The organism is Geotalea daltonii FRC-32 (genome assembly GCF_000022265.1).
Taxonomy (GTDB): Bacteria; Desulfobacterota; Desulfuromonadia; order Geobacterales; family Geobacteraceae; genus Geotalea; species Geotalea daltonii.
The window spans coordinates 2,583,528-2,600,271 of sequence record NC_011979.1 but is presented as its reverse complement, the minus strand read 5'-3'; the positions used below and the strand labels follow the sequence as shown (position 1 = coordinate 2,600,271).

At 54.1% G+C, this 16,744-nt stretch carries 21 protein-coding genes; 6 read left to right on the top strand and 15 right to left on the bottom strand.

The window, feature by feature from the left end:
• Window positions 1–22: 22 nt before the first annotated feature.
• The 9 genes from GEOB_RS11725 to GEOB_RS11685 all read right to left on the bottom strand — a co-directional run bounded on the left by GEOB_RS11725 (window position 23) and on the right by GEOB_RS11685 (window position 7,430).
• Complete coding sequence (locus tag GEOB_RS11725) at window positions 23–778, bottom strand: hypothetical protein (protein WP_012647441.1); 756 nt, start codon at window positions 776–778, stop codon at window positions 23–25.
• An 8-nt stretch (window positions 779–786) separates the two neighbouring features.
• Entirely contained in the window at window positions 787–1,953 is a 1,167-nt protein-coding gene (locus tag GEOB_RS11720; protein WP_012647440.1) for an ABC transporter permease, read from the bottom strand.
• On the bottom strand, window positions 1,953–3,107 hold the full coding sequence (locus GEOB_RS11715; protein WP_012647439.1) for an ABC transporter permease: 1,155 nt from the start codon (window positions 3,105–3,107) through the stop codon (window positions 1,953–1,955). The genes GEOB_RS11720 and GEOB_RS11715 overlap by 1 nt, the downstream gene beginning before the upstream one ends.
• A 66-nt stretch (window positions 3,108–3,173) precedes the next feature.
• Window positions 3,174–3,845 carry an ABC transporter ATP-binding protein gene (locus GEOB_RS11710; protein WP_041267136.1) on the bottom strand — a complete coding sequence of 224 codons (672 nt, stop codon included), beginning with the start codon at window positions 3,843–3,845 and terminating at the stop codon, window positions 3,174–3,176.
• A 54-nt stretch (window positions 3,846–3,899) separates the two neighbouring features.
• Window positions 3,900–5,117 (bottom strand): efflux RND transporter periplasmic adaptor subunit, encoded by a 1,218-nt coding sequence (locus GEOB_RS11705; protein WP_012647437.1) that lies wholly within the window; start codon window positions 5,115–5,117, stop codon window positions 3,900–3,902.
• A 151-nt stretch (window positions 5,118–5,268) separates the two neighbouring features.
• Window positions 5,269–5,679, bottom strand: a complete 411-nt coding sequence (locus GEOB_RS11700; RefSeq protein WP_012647436.1) for a cupredoxin domain-containing protein — start codon at window positions 5,677–5,679, stop codon at window positions 5,269–5,271.
• 67 nt (window positions 5,680–5,746) lie between these two features.
• On the bottom strand, window positions 5,747–6,247 hold the full coding sequence (locus tag GEOB_RS11695) for a type 1 glutamine amidotransferase domain-containing protein (protein ID WP_012647435.1): 501 nt from the start codon (window positions 6,245–6,247) through the stop codon (window positions 5,747–5,749).
• Between the two features lie 211 nt (window positions 6,248–6,458).
• Window positions 6,459–7,034, bottom strand: a complete 576-nt coding sequence (locus tag GEOB_RS11690) for a superoxide dismutase (RefSeq protein ID WP_012647434.1) — start codon at window positions 7,032–7,034, stop codon at window positions 6,459–6,461.
• A gap of 114 nt (window positions 7,035–7,148) precedes the next feature.
• Window positions 7,149–7,430 (bottom strand): DUF503 domain-containing protein, encoded by a 282-nt coding sequence (locus GEOB_RS11685; protein WP_012647433.1) that lies wholly within the window; start codon window positions 7,428–7,430, stop codon window positions 7,149–7,151.
• A gap of 226 nt (window positions 7,431–7,656) precedes the next feature.
• Here GEOB_RS11685 and GEOB_RS11680 point away from each other — a divergent pair, with 226 nt between their 5' ends.
• Window positions 7,657–7,905 carry a hypothetical protein gene (locus GEOB_RS11680; RefSeq protein WP_012647432.1) on the top strand — a complete coding sequence of 83 codons (249 nt, stop codon included), beginning with the start codon at window positions 7,657–7,659 and terminating at the stop codon, window positions 7,903–7,905.
• A gap of 103 nt (window positions 7,906–8,008) precedes the next feature.
• On the opposite strand, the gene GEOB_RS11675 is transcribed toward GEOB_RS11680, so the two are convergent.
• The 3 genes from GEOB_RS11675 to GEOB_RS11665 all read right to left on the bottom strand — a co-directional run bounded on the left by GEOB_RS11675 (window position 8,009) and on the right by GEOB_RS11665 (window position 10,431).
• A complete protein-coding gene (locus tag GEOB_RS11675) occupies window positions 8,009–8,824 on the bottom strand; it encodes a tetratricopeptide repeat protein (RefSeq protein ID WP_012647431.1) in 816 nt (271 codons plus the stop codon).
• Between the two features lie 36 nt (window positions 8,825–8,860).
• Window positions 8,861–9,076 (bottom strand): GSU3473 family protein, encoded by a 216-nt coding sequence (locus tag GEOB_RS20705; RefSeq protein WP_012647430.1) that lies wholly within the window; start codon window positions 9,074–9,076, stop codon window positions 8,861–8,863.
• Between the two features lie 155 nt (window positions 9,077–9,231).
• Complete coding sequence (locus GEOB_RS11665; RefSeq protein ID WP_012647429.1) at window positions 9,232–10,431, bottom strand: methionine adenosyltransferase; 1,200 nt, start codon at window positions 10,429–10,431, stop codon at window positions 9,232–9,234.
• A 113-nt stretch (window positions 10,432–10,544) separates the two neighbouring features.
• Here GEOB_RS11665 and GEOB_RS11660 point away from each other — a divergent pair, with 113 nt between their 5' ends.
• Genes GEOB_RS11660 through GEOB_RS11650 form a run of 3 tightly spaced genes read left to right on the top strand, consistent with a single transcriptional unit; the run spans window position 10,545 to window position 13,043 of the window.
• On the top strand, window positions 10,545–11,567 hold the full coding sequence (locus GEOB_RS11660; protein ID WP_012647428.1) for an agmatine deiminase family protein: 1,023 nt from the start codon (window positions 10,545–10,547) through the stop codon (window positions 11,565–11,567).
• Window positions 11,568–11,595: 28 nt separating this feature from the next.
• Window positions 11,596–12,480: a carbon-nitrogen hydrolase gene (locus GEOB_RS11655; protein WP_012647427.1), complete on the top strand. Its 885-nt coding sequence runs from the start codon at window positions 11,596–11,598 to the stop codon at window positions 12,478–12,480.
• 23 nt (window positions 12,481–12,503) lie between these two features.
• Window positions 12,504–13,043, top strand: a complete 540-nt coding sequence (locus GEOB_RS11650) for a DUF2721 domain-containing protein (RefSeq protein ID WP_012647426.1) — start codon at window positions 12,504–12,506, stop codon at window positions 13,041–13,043.
• Here GEOB_RS11650 and GEOB_RS11645 read toward each other — a convergent pair.
• From GEOB_RS11645 to GEOB_RS11635, 3 genes are read right to left on the bottom strand one after another with little or no spacing between them, the layout of a single operon-like run.
• A complete protein-coding gene (locus GEOB_RS11645) occupies window positions 13,027–13,977 on the bottom strand; it encodes an aldo/keto reductase (protein ID WP_012647425.1) in 951 nt (316 codons plus the stop codon). The genes GEOB_RS11650 and GEOB_RS11645 overlap by 17 nt on opposite strands.
• 23 nt (window positions 13,978–14,000) lie before the next feature.
• Window positions 14,001–14,207 (bottom strand): SlyX family protein, encoded by a 207-nt coding sequence (locus GEOB_RS11640; protein WP_012647424.1) that lies wholly within the window; start codon window positions 14,205–14,207, stop codon window positions 14,001–14,003.
• A 21-nt stretch (window positions 14,208–14,228) separates the two neighbouring features.
• Complete coding sequence (locus tag GEOB_RS11635) at window positions 14,229–15,434, bottom strand: class I SAM-dependent rRNA methyltransferase (RefSeq protein WP_012647423.1); 1,206 nt, start codon at window positions 15,432–15,434, stop codon at window positions 14,229–14,231.
• Between the two features lie 140 nt (window positions 15,435–15,574).
• Here GEOB_RS11635 and GEOB_RS11630 point away from each other — a divergent pair, with 140 nt between their 5' ends.
• Entirely contained in the window at window positions 15,575–16,243 is a 669-nt protein-coding gene (locus GEOB_RS11630) for a hypothetical protein (RefSeq protein ID WP_012647422.1), read from the top strand.
• A gap of 64 nt (window positions 16,244–16,307) precedes the next feature.
• Complete coding sequence (locus GEOB_RS11625) at window positions 16,308–16,661, top strand: c(7)-type cytochrome triheme domain-containing protein (RefSeq protein ID WP_012647421.1); 354 nt, start codon at window positions 16,308–16,310, stop codon at window positions 16,659–16,661.
• The last annotated feature ends 83 nt before the right edge of the window (window positions 16,662–16,744 follow it).

Here is a 16,744-nt window from a genome sequence, read left to right as displayed (position 1 = left end):
GCTGGCAGCATTTCCACAGGAATCACAGGCTTTGATCGGCTATCTCCACTCGCGCTTCCGGATTCATGGGATTGGTCCTGACTGCAAGGGAAAACAGGTATGGGTAATCACGCATCAGATGCTGCATATAGACCACCCATTCCCGCAGCAGATGATTATAGGCCCGTTTGATATCCCCCGACAGATGCTCCATGTCTGCTATGGGCAGGGCATTCAGCGACCTGCGCGCCTCAAGCTCTTCGATGAGATGAAACACCGCCCAGAGAAGATCGGTAAACTCATCGTGCTCCAGCAGATTGGGGTTTTCCAGAAGGCGGAGCATGAAATCCTTTTTTCCCAGGAGAAATGATTTCAAGGCCATTAAGTCGCCTCTGCTGCTGTCCATCCGGATTTCATTGCCATCAAGAAAATCTTTTACCCGGGAGAAGTCTTTATCCGCCCATTGGGGGGAAAAACGCAACCTCTGGGATAACTCCCCCGGCTCCCTGATAAAGGAGGAACAGTCGGTAATGAGCACTGTGCCCACCTCGCTGAAAAAGACGCCGATCACCATGTTGAGTTTCTGCCTGAGCGCTTCACGTTCCCGCTCCTTGAGAACTCTCTCAATCATCAGGGTGACGAACAGCACGTAAATGGGGAGAAAGGCGAAATTGCCAAGAAAGCCGAGATAGATGTCCCGGATATTTCCGGTAATGAAATAGTCGATCACATAGATGATGATCGAAGCCACCAGCATGAACAGGGCAATGTTGCGGGAACGGATCTGGGATAATTTCATCAGGGACCTCAACTGGATCTTAAAGCATCGACGATGTTCATTCGTGCTGCGCGAAAAGCCGGGAGCACACCGCCGACAAAGCCCATGACCAGGGAAAAAGCCAAGGATTTCCAGGCGATGGCAAAGGTCATGGAAAAGGAAAAGGCTAGCTCTGCAAAGGATTGCCAGTTCATGGTGGAAATGGTCACCAGTTGCATGAAGGAAGCCAGGAACAGCCCAAGAAATCCGCCCAAAAGGCCAAGAAACAGTGCTTCAAGGATAAAGGCAGAGAGAATGCTCTTCTTGTTGAAGCCAAGGGCCCGCAGGGTGCCTATCTCAACGATACGATTGGCTACCGCCGCATACATGGTGATCATCGCCCCGATGATGGCCCCCAGCGAGAAGATGATGGTCAGGGCGATACCAAGAATGCTGAGAAATTTGGACATGGCCTCGGACTGATCCAGATAATATCTGGTTTCACGCTTTGCCTCCACCGTCAGGCGGGGGTCACCTTCAACACGTTGCTTGAATGCATCGAAGGAAGCAGGGTCCCGCAGTTTGAAAAGCACCGACGAGTAAACGGGCCGGCGGAACGCCTGCATGAGCTGATCAACATCTCCCCATATTTCCGAGGAAAAGCCGGTGCTGCCGGCATCGAAAACACCGACCACTGTCCAGTTGCGCATGCCGAAACGCAGGGTTTCACCCAGTCCTCCCCCCTTAAAGCGTTTGGCAATACTGGCTCCGGCAATTACCTCTGCTGAACCAGGCCTGGGCATGCGCCCTTCCTTCAGGCGCACCTGGGGCCTGAGCTGCAGGGAACTTTGGCCTACACCGCGGATAATGACATTGGCGGGCTTGTTTGTCCCCCGCTTGGGCAGGTTGATGAGCACAACAATCTCTTTGGCCAGAAGCCGGCGCCCATCGGCACCGATTGCCACCTCGGGCTGGCTTTCGACCACGGCAGCCTGGGGGCGCTCCACACCGCTCTGCACCTCGGAAACAGCCGATTTGCGGATTACCACCACGTTGTCAAAGGAGCCGGTCTCCACCAGGGTCCGGCGCAGGCCTTCAGCCAGCATCAGGGTGGCGGCAAAAACGAACACCACCAGCGCCATGCCGGAAGCGGTAAGAACGGTGGTGAGCCGGCGGGTCCAGAGGTTGCGGAAGCTGTAAAAGTACGGGATAGCCATCAGCCTATTCTCCGCAAGCCATCGGCGATTCCGATGGTGGCGCCGCGCCAGGTGGGGAAAATGGAGGCCACGACGCCGACCGTCAATGCAGCAAGGAGATCGAGATAGACTGTCATGGGAGAAACATTGAAGACGGGAAAGAACTGGGACAGCTTCTCCTGAATGCCATGGGCCGCCGGATAGGTGAGAAGGATGCCGATGACACCGCCGATCATGGCAATGACGATGGATTCGCCAAAGATGATGGCGGCAATGTGCCTGCCGCCGAAGCCGAGCGTCTTCATGGTTGCATACTCGGCGATCCTCTCCCGTGCAGTCATGGCCATGGTATTGGCCGCCACCACCATGATGATGACGATTACCACATAGGAAACGATCTTTATGGCGATCATGATCGCCTCGGTCATGGAAACGAAGCTGAGCTGGAAGGCCCTTTCCGTTTCAGTCAGGGTTTCGGCCAGGGAGTTCCTGAAGGTGGCATCAACCGCCTGGGCGACTTCGGCGGCCAATTCCGGCTTTTCTACGCCGATCATGTAAAAACCGGCCTGGTCAGCCCGGCGCGATACGGTCCTTTTCAGGGTCTCGTTCAGATATTTCCAGTGGAAAAAAAACTGGGTCTCATCGGTGTTCTTCTGCGCCCCCCGGTAAATGCCCCGCAGGACAAAGGTCCACTGGCCGGGGAAAATGGTCCCCTTAAGGGTGATAAGATCACCCACTTTCCAGCCGTATTTGGCCGCCAGCTTGCGTCCGACCACAGCACTGCGCTGATCGTGGAGGAAGGCATTCTTCTGCTCGGGAGAGAGGACGAACTCCGGATAAAGCTCCAGGTAGCTTTGGGGTTCCACTGCAAAATTAGGGAAAAAGTTCTTTTCATTAATATAGACGCCACCGAACCAGTTGCCATAGGAGACCTGCTTCACGCCGTCTATCTGCCGGATTCTGTCCTTGTAGGAAATGGGGAGGGAAAAAACCAGGGAGATGGCATTGCGCGTCACCAGCCGGGTGGCGGAAGACTGCTCCACCCCCAGGTACCAGAGCCCCACCAGGGTGCGCAGCAGACCGAAGGCGAGTATGGCGATGGCAACGCCTAGAACAGTCAAAAGCGAGCGGAGCTTATGGCGAAAGGCATTGCGAATGATGAGCTTTATTAACATCGGTTCTATGTTCTATGTTCTATGTTTTAAGTTCGAGGTTATAAATTTGGGGCTTCTCTTCACTCTTCACTCTTCTCCCGACAGGAATCCTTTTTCCAGATGTTTGATCAGATGGGCCTTTTCAGCTGCCCGGGGATCATGGGTTACCATGATGATGGTTTTGCCGAATTTCCGGACCAGATTATCCATGAGATTGAGGATGTCTTCTGCAGACACCCGATCAAGGTCACCGGTTGGTTCGTCCGCCACCAGGATTTCGGGATCGGTGACAATGGCCCGGGCAATGGCCACCCGCTGCTGCTGTCCGCCGGAAAGTTGCGAGGGGTAATGATCCATGCGATCTGCCAGACCGACCACACTTAATACCATTTCCACGTGTTCCCGACGTTCCTTCTTGGTGAGATGGGTAAGCAGCAATGGCAGTTCCACGTTCTCAAGGGCGGTAAGTACCGGCATCAGGTTGTAGAACTGAAAGATGAAGCCAACATGGGCGGCTCGCCATGACGCCAGTTCACCCTCTGACAGACTGGTAATGTCAGTTCCCCCCACCAGAATGGTTCCGGTGTCGGCTTTGTCAATGCCGGCGATCAGATTGAGGAGGGTGCTCTTGCCCGAACCGGATGGCCCCATCAAGGCCAGGAACTCTCCCTCGGCAATGGTAAAGGATACATCCTGCAGCACGGGGATGATCTGGCTCCCCCGCCGATAGGACTTGGACAAGCCATCAATCGCAACCATCGGTAAAATGTCTTTTACCGCCTCACTCCTCACGCTTCACCCCTCACCGGTCATCTATTGTTTTTCGGCGGTCTTTATACCCGAGCCGTCCCTGAGTTTGTCCAATGGTCTGAGGACGATCTTATCCCCCGCCTTGACGCCGCTTGTCACCTGCAGCATGTCACCCACACGTGGACCGGTCGTGACAGCGGTCTTGATTGCTTTATCATCCTTTACCAGAAAAACGGATTTCGCTCCTTCCCTGTCCAGCACCGCCTGGGGATTGACCGCCGTTACCGGCCGTTGCTCTTCGGCCTTCACCGGTCTCTCCAGAAAAGCAACCTTGGCGCTCATCTCAGGCAGTATGCGCCGATCCTGGTCGACAAATTTGACCTTCACCATTACCGTCGCCTTGGAGCGGTCTGCAGTAGGCACAATGGTATGGGTAATGCCGCGAAAACGTACATCCGGCAGTGCATCGAGGGTGATCTCACATGGCTGTCCCACCTTGATTTTCCCCAGGTTGGACTCCGAAACGTCAGCCTCCACCTGGAGCGAATCCATATCGGCAATGGTGACGACTGCTGCCTTGGCATTGGCCGCAGCCCCCAGCGGGGTAACAATGTCCCCCACGTCGGCATCCTTGGTCAATACCACCGCATTGAAAGGAGCGCGGATCAGGGTGTAATCCAGCTGGGCCTCCGCGCCACGTAATGCTGACGACAGCGCAGCGATATTTGCCTCGGCAGCGGCTACTCCGGCCTTTGCCCGCTTGAACCTGGCCTCGGCAGCATCAAAGTCGGCCCTTGCCACCACACCATGGGTAACCAGCTCCTTCTGCCGATTGAAGCTGAGGCTGGCGTCGTGCAGTTCCGCCTTTGCCTGTTCCAGCACCGCCCGGGCATTGTTGAGGTTCGCCGCGGCCTGCCCACGGACAGCGGTTGCATCCTTGTTCTCCAGCCTTGCGATGATCTGCCCCTGTTGCACCCGGCTCCCTTCTTCCACCCCCAGCCATTCCAATTGAGCAGTGGTCTTGGAGGCGACGGCGGCCTTGCGCTGGGCAACCACATAGCCGCTGGCATTAAGGAGGGTGAAGGCCTGGGATGGGTAGATCTGGGAGACGGTGGCTACTTCCACCTCCACCCGTGGCGCCAGAACCCCTTTTGCAGCAAGAATGGCGAGAATAACGGCCACCACACCAATAATCCAGACCAGCGGCCGCTTATGCCGTGGTCTGCCGGCGGCAACCACTGTCTTGTCAATCTTCAACCGGTTCAGATCGTTATCAGCCATCGATCAACTCCACTGCTTTAAGAAATAAACAGTAAATAGCACCGTTCAAGCGCCTTGGAAAGGGGATAATTGAAACCTGGGGCGGGAAAACAAAAACAGGCGGAGCAAAACAGCTGCTTCGCCTGAATGATATTTGCCTGGAACCTCAAATTTACTGAGCGACCACTTCCAGAATACCGAACATACCCTTTTCCCGGTGACTTTCCAGAAAAGGAAGTTTTTTGTCACAGAAAAACTGATACCTCCCCACTTTGGTCGGCGTAAATTTTACCGTTTTGGGTTCCTTATCCAGCTCCACGGCAAAGTCAATTCCCGCATCCGGCGCCCGGAGTACAATGGTATGGGGAACAGCTCCCGGCTCTTTCCTGACCTTCAGTTCCACAGGCAAGTTGGCCTTTACCACAATATGTTTGGGAGTGAAGAAATAGCTCCCCCCGACCACATCAACCTGCTGGACTCCATCATTATCGGGAACTGCCCGGAAGGCTTTTTCTTCTCCATGGGCATTAAAGGCAAAAGCGAGACATAGAAGGGCCATACCGATAAATCCGTTTTTTCCCATTTTGAGGCTCCTTGGCGACTAGTGTCACGTGCGGCTAATTCTTTCGGTGAACTAACCGCACGGGACACTAGTGCAGCTTTTTCATCATCTCGCGCATGAATGCAGGAAGGTCGCCAGGCTCACGGGAAGTCACCAGATTGCCGTCGACAACCACCTCCGTGTCTTCATAACGGGCTCCGGCTTCTTTCAGTTCGTCAACCACCGTATTGTAGCAGGTGGCCTTTCGCCCCCTGAGCAAACCGGCGGATATCAGTGTCTGCGGTCCGTGACAGATTGCCGCCACCGGTTTGTTCTGCTCGAAGAAAAAACGGGCAATTTCCTGGGCCTTGGCTTCCTTTCTTACGGTTTCCGGGGCCTTGCCTCCGGGCAGGACTAAAATGGTGTAATCAGCTGGCTTCACCTCGCCAAGAGTCATATCCACCGGCACTTCATAGCCATGCTTGCCCTTGATGAGACCGGTTTTCACGGAGGCGAGGACAACGTCCACACCTGCCTCCTTGAGGCGATAATATGGTACCAGCAGCTCGGAGTCCTCAAAATTGTCTGCACTGATGAACAATGCTTTCATTTTGTCCTCCTCGTCAGCTCTGTTGCTGACTATTTAGTGTCCATCCGGAAACTCCGGATGTGACACTAGCAGTTTCCAGATCGGAAATGAGGGATTTTTTGTCCTGGCAAGGAAATCAAGGGGTTGCGCGGAGGCGTACATCAGTACGCCGCACAAGCAAGCCCGCAGGTTGACACCGCCAGGACAAAAAAGAGCCGTTTCCGGATGGAAACTATTTGATCCGTGCCTCCACTGCCTGCCAATTGATGTTTTTGAAAAACGCCTCGATGTAGTCTGCCCGCTTCAGCCCGTAATCCAGCATGAAGGCATGTTCGAACACATCCATGATCAAAAGCGGGTTACCCCCTGACGGGTGGGCGGTATCATGCTCGTTGATCCAGAAGTTGATGAGCCTGCCGCTGTCGGGGTCCTGGTAAAGGACTGCCCAACCGATGCCGCGCATGGCGCCGGTCGCCCTGAAATCCTTTTCCCATAGCTCAAGGGTGCCGAAGCTTTCGGCAACCTTTTGCCGGAATTTGGATCCCATTTCACCCGCCGGTTTGCCCAGGTTCTCAAAGTAGTATTCATGCAGGCGCATGCCGTTGAATTCCCAGCCCAGACGCCTTTTCAGTTCGCCGAATGCCGGTGTCGCCCCCTTATCCTCCTTGAGCAACTGCTCCAGAAGTTCCAACACCTTGTTGGTATTGGTCACATACCCCTGATAGAGAGTAAAGTGATTGTTGAGAAGGGCGTCGCTGAAACCTTCCATACCCTTTAGTTTCGAGTAATCCTTAGCGGCATAAGTCATAATCATTTCTCCCGTTTTCTTTAGCAGTAATGAATACTTTGAATGAATGCTCATTGACCGATCTTTCTCCCTAAACGTTATCATGCACCATATGAATTGCAAATTAATGCCGGATCATCGTTCCTCAATCTCCACAGCCGCTACCTCCACATCAGGCCGTTCCTCCACCAGCCACTCTTCCAGGCGCTCCAGCAGGCGACGGGCAATGACCCCACTCTCAGCCACGGTGGCAAATGCCAGAACTGCCGTATCCTTGCGGTCATGGTGCTCGACCTCCGCCGCGGCAACATTGAACCTGTTGCGACTCCTGGCCAGGACGCTCTTGATGATCCCCCTTTTTTCCTTAAGTGTTTGCGCCGTCAGAAAAAGCTGGATCCGGCAGGCATAGACGCGCATGGCAAGACTCCTTTGGCAGGCTGTTGAAAAATTTTCAGCAGCGGAGCATGGAGCACCGGCTCCTCAGACTTTGCTGAATTCAGGTATATCGTAGGCCAACTTCAAGTTACACAGACCTTTTCCGGCACTATGCCGCCCCATGGAAGTGGAAACAACAAGTTGCAAAAGGAACGCAGGCATGCTATGTGCTCTGTGAAGTAAAAAATTAATGTAAGGGGAGAAAATCATGAAGAAAGTTCTGTCATCTGTCGTTGCAGCACTCGTAGCCATTGCCTTTGCCGGAGTAGTTTTCGCCGCTGAGCCTGCTAAAGAAGCAGCTCCTGCAGGTCTGCCCGCCGGACATCCGCCCATTGCCCAGGAAGTGAAGAAGCCGGCTAAGAAAAAAGTGGCTAAGAAAAAAGCAGCCAAAAAAGCCGAGAAGAAAGAAGAAACACCTGCCGCTACTCCGGCTGCCCCCGCTGCACCTGCAAAATAAATTTATCTCTTGCCGGCAAAAAAGCCGCATCCTTCAGGGCGCGGCTTTTTTGTCTTCAAATGAAACGTAATGGCTAAATTCAAAGATCACCGGCTGGCACCAACTATTTTTCCCCCAGCAGCGCCAATGCCTCCCGGGATTGGGGCAACCCCTGCTCTGCCGCCTGGCGATACCACTTTATCGCTTCGCGTAGGTTCTTCTCCACTCCTTTGCCGTCTTCATAGAGGACGGCCAGGTTGTGTTGGGCGATCGGATTCCCCTGCTCCGCTCCCCTGCGGAACCACCTCATGGCCTCTTTCAGGTCCTGTTTTACCCCTTCGTTTCTCACATACATGGACCCAAGGACGCATTGGGCCTGCGGATCGCCCTGAGCGGCTGCCTTCATGCACCATTTTGCCGCCTCATGCTTGTCCTGCTCCACTCCCCAGCCATTGTAATACATGCAGCTCAGGTTGAACTGGGCATCCACATCACCCTGTTCGGCAGCCAGGCGGAACCACCTGGCACCTTCCGTATCGTCCTGCCTGACCCCTTCACCACTTGAATATGCCAGCCCAAGGGCATTTTGCGCCTGTGCATGGTGATGCCCTGCAGCCTCCAAAAACCAGCGGATCGCTTCCCGCCTGTCTTTTTCAATGCCCCACCCGGTAAAAAGCATGCAACCCAGTTCATATTGGGCCTGGGCATAGCCATCGCGAGCTGCTTTCTTTATCAATGAAACGCGATTCTGCTTTTCCACTGGTGAAATATCATCGATCTCAAAGAAATCCGCACTGTTTCCCTCTGCCGCACCACCTCTGATGGAGGCTATGTCCCCCCCTTCATAGACTGCTGCAGCGTCCCGATTAATTTCAGCCAACGCCCAGTTGGAGAAAAAAATCACCCAGAAAAAAATCACTCCGGAATAGAAGGTTTTCATCCTACACCCCTTTGCAGCCTTGCCAGCAAAATATATTCAGTGAGAGGAAGCCGTTTCCCTTGATTTGGAATCGCTTCTTCTTTCTTTCGCTCTGTATTCCGTTTTAGCGCTCCTCAGCGGATCGCGACCGATCTGCACCCATTCCGTAGACCGATGAAAGCCGATTATTTTATGCTCAGCTATCAGTTCATCCAGATGTTCATCGGCGACGACATCGTAAATATTGTCCTTAAATAGAACGAGAATGCCCATCATCATTTCCTTAGCAAGATTTAATGATTTATAATTATATCGTATTAATTTTTTTTGCAATTATTTTTTTGCTTTTTCTGGAACTTTTTTCATCAGCAGAAAAGAGCAATGGGGGATAATCAGCAGACAGCGAGTGTCCTGTGCGGTGACTCCCATTAGCAGACAGGAAATTCGCCACGGGCCAGAGTCAGGCAAAAATCACCCATCCGGTCCAGATTGCGATGAATAATTTCTTCGACACTATTCCGGAGATCCACTGTCAGTCCATCTTCCATCAATAAGCGGACTGAGACCATCTGCGGCTGATCTATGGGGGTACCGATCCTGTTCAGGAGCAGTACATATACCTCCTGGATCCTGTCGGTGCTTTGGTAGATTTCCCGGGCAAGATGGTTTGCCAGGAAATTGTAAATCTTGCCCACGTGGCTAACCGGGTTCTTACCGGCTGCGGCCTCAGTTCCCATGGGCCTGTTCATGGAAATCAGGCCATTGACCCTGTTGCCACGGCCTACTTGGCCCGAATCTGCATCTTCGGCAGATGTACCAAGCAGACTGAGATAAATGCCGTCAAGCCCCATGCCGGGCACATCCAGACAGTTGTATGCAATACCGGTCTTGAAACTATATTTGCCAGTTGCGATAAATTCCTGCATTGCCTTTACTATCGAGGTTTTTCTTGCGAAGTATTCTTGCTCGGACCCTATGAACCGGGCCAGCAGCGGCATGGCGACAGTCAATTCAAGGGAGTCGTCCTGCCTGAGCCCCATGATTTTCACATCTTCGCCGGTGTCGGGAAAATCACCCTTGAAGCCATTAGAATTAAGGTAATGTTCCAGATCGAGCACCAATTGTTCCGTGGCGCTCAGTGGATAATAGCCGACGGCAGCGGAAGTATCGTTGGAAACCCGGGTCTGACCGGGCCGGGCAAAGATGCCGGTCAGCTCTTCGGAACCGGGAGCCAGTACAACCCTGTAATTCAGATCATGATCGGGATCGACAAAGCGCAGATTGTCGATAAACCATCTTTTTGCTGCAGACACTGCTATTTCGCCAACCGCCACCTCTTCCCCGAAGGCTCTGAATGTGGCACGGTCGCCAATAATCATTTCCATCGGCTGCAGAATTCTGCCGCCGCCGAAATGCTTCTCCACCCTGCCTGCAGCGAGAAGGCTCTTGTCGATGTTATGATGAAGGATGGTGCCGAACCGGCGCAGGTATTCCTGGGATAAAGCGACGGAAATGGCGTCCATGACCGCATCGCAGATGTAATCAGGGTGCCCGATCCCCTTTCGCTCGACTATTTCCACCCGCTGGGCAGCAACAGCCTCACCTTTGGCAGCTTCAATTCGAATCATGTTAAAATTATACCCGTTTAATTTGCAGGGGAAAGAGACCCCTTGGCAATTGCATTTTCAGCTTCTTTTCCATATACTTCCTTTTTTTATAGTTCCGATCAGGGATGGCAACAATGGCAAGATTACCCGCAGAATGGGAAGAACAGGATGGGGTGCTGGTGGCATGGCCCCACGAAGACAGTGACTGGCGGCCGTGGCTCGGGGCGGTGGAACCGGTTTTCGTGGAAATTGCCAAGCAGATCAGCCGCCAGGAAAGGGTAGTGGTCGTTGCTCCCGAGACCTCACCTGTTGCAGACAAGCTCAAAGATGCCGGTGCAGTGATGGAAAGGATCTTTTTCAGGCAGCTGCCTACCAATGACACCTGGTCGAGGGATTTCGGCCCGATTACGGTCCAGGAGGGCAAAAAAACACTCCTGCTGGATTTCGGTTTCAACGGCTGGGGATTGAAATTTGCCGCCGATAGAGACAACCAGGTGAGCCGCCGACTCCATGAGGGGGGGATTTTCGGCTCTATACCGCTGAAAACCGTCGGCCTGATCCTGGAAGGTGGAAGCATTGAAAGTGATGGCAGAGGCACCATACTTACCACCGCCGAATGCCTGTTGGATGCCAACCGTAACCCGCACCTCGGCAAAACGGACATTGAAACGGCCCTGGCCGAGCTCCTGGGTGCAGGACACTTCCTCTGGCTGGAAAACGGTTTTTTGGCAGGAGATGATACGGACAGCCACATCGATACCCTGGCCAGGCTCTGCCCGGACGACACCATTGCCTATGTCAGGTGCGACGACCCTCAGGATGAGCATTATCAGGCGCTGAAAGCCATGGAGGAGGAACTTGTCCGTTTCAGAACCAGGGAAGGGCGTCCTTACAGGCTGGTGCCGCTCCCCTGGCCGGAGGCCAAATATGACGAGGATGGGGAGCGTCTGCCGGCCACCTACGCCAACTTTCTCATCATCAATAACGCGGTGCTGGTCCCCACCTATCAGGATAACAGCGATCGGGCAGCCCTGGCAGCCATAGCTGAGGCCTTCCCCAGGCATGAGGTAATCGGCATTGATTGCCTGCCGCTGATCCTCCAGCATGGCTCACTGCATTGCGTCACCATGCAGTTGCCCAAAGGAACGCTTATATAAATATTGATGCAGATAAAAGAGGTAACGTATGAAAAACATCGTCATCGGCCTGGTTCAGCAGAGCTGCAGTGCCGACAGGAAAGAAACCATTTCCAAAACCATAGCCGGCATCAGGGAAGCTGCCGCGAAAGGTGCGGAACTTGTCGTCCTGCAGGAGCTGCACTGCGGCCCCTATTTTTGTCAGACGGAGGATACCGACTGCTTCGATCTGGCAGAGTCCATTCCCGGCCCATCCACCGAGGAATTCGGCGCCATTGCCAAGGAGTTGGGGGTGGTGATCGTCACCTCCCTTTTTGAGCGGCGCGCGCCCGGACTCTACCACAACACGGCGGTGGTGCTGGAAAAGGACGGTTCCATCGCCGGGAAATACCGGAAAATGCATATCCCCGACGACCCCGCCTTTTACGAGAAGTTCTATTTTACCCCCGGTGACCTGGGCTTCGAGCCGATACAGACTTCGGCAGGCAAGCTGGGGGTGCTGGTCTGCTGGGACCAGTGGTATCCGGAAGCGGCCCGGCTGATGGCCCTGGCCGGGGCAGAACTACTCATCTACCCCACCGCCATCGGCTGGGACCCCAATGATAACGATGCTGAAAAAAAGCGGCAGTTGGATGCCTGGATCACCATCCAGCGCAGCCATGCCGTAGCCAATGGTATTCCGGTGGTGAGCGTCAATCGGGTCGGTTTCGAAGCAGATCCAAGCAAGGTGGGGGCAGGGATTGAGTTCTGGGGCAACAGTTTCGTTGCCGGTCCCCAGGGAGAATTCCTGGCTCAAGGGAAAAATGAAGGGGAAGAGGTGCTGGTGGTAAAGATCGATGGCGACCGCAGCGAAAACGTCCGCCGTATCTGGCCGTTCCTGCGCGATCGGCGCATTGATGACTACGGCGATCTTTTGAAAAGATACCGGGATTAAGAGCCGGCATAAAGGTTAAATCTATGGCCATACATGAGAAGGAACTGCTGGAAGCACTCTCCAGCAGCCACATCCTTGCTTCCATGATCACCCCGGCGGTGCTGATATCCGCCTGCGGCACCCTGATCTTTTCCACCTCTGGCCGATTGGGACGGCTTTTCGACCGGGTAAATTCCATGAAGAGCGAGGTGGAAGGGATGCTGGTGGGAAAGTTCACCCTGCACGAAGAGCGGCTGACTCATATCCGTCAGCAACTGGCCAGGCAGCGGGTGCGCTCCATCCTCATCCAGCGGTCACTGGCAGCCCTTTATACCGCAACCGCCCTTTTCATCGCTTCCAGCCTGGCCATAGCCTTCAATGTGGCATTCGGCAGCCCGGAAACCAGCTGGATTTCCACAGCAATAGCCCTTCTCGGCGGGTTGTTTCTTTTTGCGGCCAGTGCGCTGCTCCTCTACGAGAGCAGGTATAACCTGACCTTCATCAACAGCCACATCGACTTCATTGGTTTCCTTGAAAACAATTGCCCCAAAGGGGACGACACCGCGCCTAAACCACCCGAATGACGAATTCCGGACAGGAGGCGGCGCAGTAGCCGCAGAGGATGCAGGTTTCCTCATTCACCCGTGCCTTTCCATCAACTACGGACAATGCTCCGCTGGCACAGGCATCGAGGCAATTCTCGCATCCTTTGCAGAAATTGCCCATGATCCTGAGGCTGCGCCGCCTGCTTTCCAACCCTTTCCACGTTTCCTCGTCTGCAACATCGTCGTGAAAGAGTGCAAGATTGGCGTCGATCTCAGCCTCTGAGAGCATGCCGATTGCCACGCCATCCACACCCGCCACATTGAGTACGTAGCGGATCGCCTGCCGCGCCTGGGGAATCAGATTGCCGCCAGCCAGGGCTTTCATGGCGTATATCCCCTTGCCGGCCGCCTTACAGGCCCGAATGGCCGCCGACATCTCTTCGGCGCTGCCGTCGATAATCCCCATGCCGTTCATGTTGATCAGGGGGTGAATGACCTCGACCTCAGGATGGTCTGCAGCCTTGCGGATGGCAGATATGTAATGGGAGGATAGTCCCACATGGGCAATCTTCCCCTCTTCCTTCATCTTCAGCAGTTCTTCCAGCACCTCTTTCCTTTCAGTAAAGGGATCGGCAATCTTAGCCCCATGGAGATGGACCACATCGAAACATTCCAGCCCCAGTTCGCGCAAGCCCCGCTCCACATGAGCCCGTGCAAGGGCGCCGTCGGGTGCATGGGTCTTGGTGACGATATGGACCTTGCCTTTAAAACCATCCAGGGCCGCCTTGATATGGGGGTAGCTCTGGTATAGCTCAGCCGTATCCAGCAAGTTTATGCCCCGCTCAAGGCCATGACGGATCAGCCGACCTCCTTCTTCCGGGCTCAACCCGGCCTGCAACGGCCCGAGAGGCAAGGTACCGAAGACGAGTGGATTTATGGTGAGTCCTGTGTTGCCCAATGTTGCCTGTTTCACTGTTATTCCTCCTGTGATGAGACTCAGTAGTGTGGAGGCGGCTCCTCTTCAGACGGCAGCCTGTTGAGAGAGGGATCCAGGGCTTGCAGCTGTTCCTTGATGGTCTGCACTTCCGAGCGCAAAAGGTCGATCATCCGCTGCTGCTCCATGACCACGTCATTTAATTCCTGGATTGTATTTTCCTGATGCATCATATGAATTTCCAGATCTGTCAATCGTGATTCGGTCATTTTTTCCTCCCTATTCACCCTTCATTCTTGATTCTTGACACTGATCACATACTTCAAGTAGCGCCCCTCGGCAAAGGTAACCGGATAGGGAAAATCCGGCGGCTGACCGAAGAGTCCTGTGATTCTCAGTTCGCATTTGGCCTGCAGTGAACCACGGCGCAGCTCCTTTAGATAATCCGCCACATCCACCTTCTGGTGGTTGGAGGAAGTGATCAGGAGACCGCCATCTGCAAGGAGCGGCAGAGCCGCTGCGACCAGATCCGACGTGCCGCCGCGGGTGGTGAAGCGGCTTTTGGCCGTGGTGGAAAAGGATGGAGGGTCCATGATGATGATATCATAGCTTTTCCCCTGCCGTTGCATATCCTGCAAAACATCGAAACAGTCACCGACGACGAATTCATAGCGACGGGGATTGAGACGGTTGGCGCCGAAATTGGCTTTCCCCCACTCCAGGTAACTTGCCGAGGCATCGACACTGGTGACGAGACTGGCTCCGGAAGCGGCAGCAGCAACAGAAAACGCAGCCGTATAGGCAAAAAGGTTGAGCACCCTCTTCCCCCTGGCCCGCCCCATAAGATCGCGGCGGTTCTGCCGCTGGTCGATGAAAAGGCCCGTATTTAGCCCCAGTTCAAGGTTGACGAGGAAGTTCAGACCATTTTCCTGCACCTGCAGGGGTTGGCTTGCAGCCGTGCCGCAGAGCAGGCGGCCATATATTTTATTGTCGCTGGAGGCTTCAAGCTCCCTGGTCTTTTGCGGCCGGTCCTTCTCGTAAATCCCCTTTGGCGAAAGAAGCTCCTGCAACCCCAGGGTAATAAGCTTCAGGTGCGGCCGCCAGCCGCTGCAATAGAGTTGTACCATTAGATAATCGCCATACCGGTCGACAGTCAGCCCGGGCAGTCCGTCCCCCTCACCATTGACCAGCCTGTAGGCATTTGAATCGGAGAGGTCGGCATGGTCAGTACGGAGTTGGATTGCTGCGCGTAGCCTTTTCCCAAGCCATTCCCTGTCCAGCCGCATCCGTTTGCGGGACAACACCCGCGCCACAATACGGTCAATTGGGTCCAGCAAAGCCATGGCCAGAAAATGGCCGTTGTCGTCAACAAGTTCAATGAGCTCACCGGTTTTGCCGTCCGGCCATCTGCGGGTATACGAGTCGGCGATGATCCATGGGTGGCCCAGCGCCAGCATGCGCGCCGTCTCGGGTCCAACCTTGTATTGTTCCTGCATTGTTTAACCCCATTATAAAAGACAGGTTTTTAGAGGCAGGAATTCTACCCTGATATCCAGCCTCAACCAAGCTAAAAATACTTCAAAAAGAGCCTTCCTTCTGCTACCTTGCTTTGCACCAAAACATGGAGAAACGAATCATGACCGACATGCCACAATCAAGCGGCGAACGCCACATCGAAAAGATCATGGAGCAGCTGGATCCCGAATCCGAGCGTTATCAAGTGCTGGACACCGCAAAAAAATTCAAGTCGTCTTGGGTGGAATTGGGGGACAAACTGCTGCAGGTGAGTTCCCGTGGTCACTTCCGGGAATGGGGTTATCAGAGCTTCGAGGATTATTGTGTCCAGGAGATCCGCATCAAGAAAGGAACTGCTGAAAAGCTCACCCTCGCCTACCGCTACATGGAAAAGCAGGAACCGGAGCTCTTGACCCAGCGCAATCCATTGAAGCCTTTGCCTGACTTTCGTTCTGTGGACCTGCTACGCCAGGCCAAGGAAGAAAAGGGCTTCAGTGACGATGAGTATGCCCAGTTGCGCAAAAGCATCGTCGAAGAGGAGCGGAGTCACCCGACAGTCCTCAAGCGCTTCAAGGAAGTGGCAGCCGGCCACGACACCGAGGAGCCGGACCCCCTGATCCCGGTCAAGGCCAGCCTTTCTGCAGCAAGACGTCTAGATACTGCACTGGCTGGCGTGCCAGAGGTACCGGCTGAATTCAGAGACAATGTGGTCAACCTCATACTATACCTGGAGGAAACACTACAATCCCTTGATATATCAGCCAGTTCCCGGATGGAGGCCGATTCTTGACATTGATTCATCCAATGGCATAGTTAATTCAGACTAATATTAATATGTCAAAGGAGAAGCCAAGATGAAAGCAAACGCCCTGCTGGCAACCGCCATTATTGCCCTCTCTTTCACCGGTACAGCCTATGCCGTGGGAGAGGACAAGGTAGTAGAGTTTACCGGGAGCCCGAAAGGGGTTGTGGTCTTCAACGGACAGGCTCATAAAAACGCCGGCATCACCTGTGGCGACTGCCATAATCCCGCCGTATTCCCTGAAATGAAGAAAGGTAGCGTAAAAATAGTCATGAGTGATCTCTACGCCGGCAAATACTGCGGCAAATGCCACGACGGCAAGAAGGCCTTCAAGATCGCCGACAATTGCGTGCGTTGCCATCGCGACCAGAAGAAACCAGATGGCTCGAAGGAAAAAACCGAGTAACGGTCCCTATCAGTTGCAGAAAACAAGAAACGGCAGCGAAAAAATTCGCTGCCGTTTTTTGTAACCATTCTACCATCGACTGA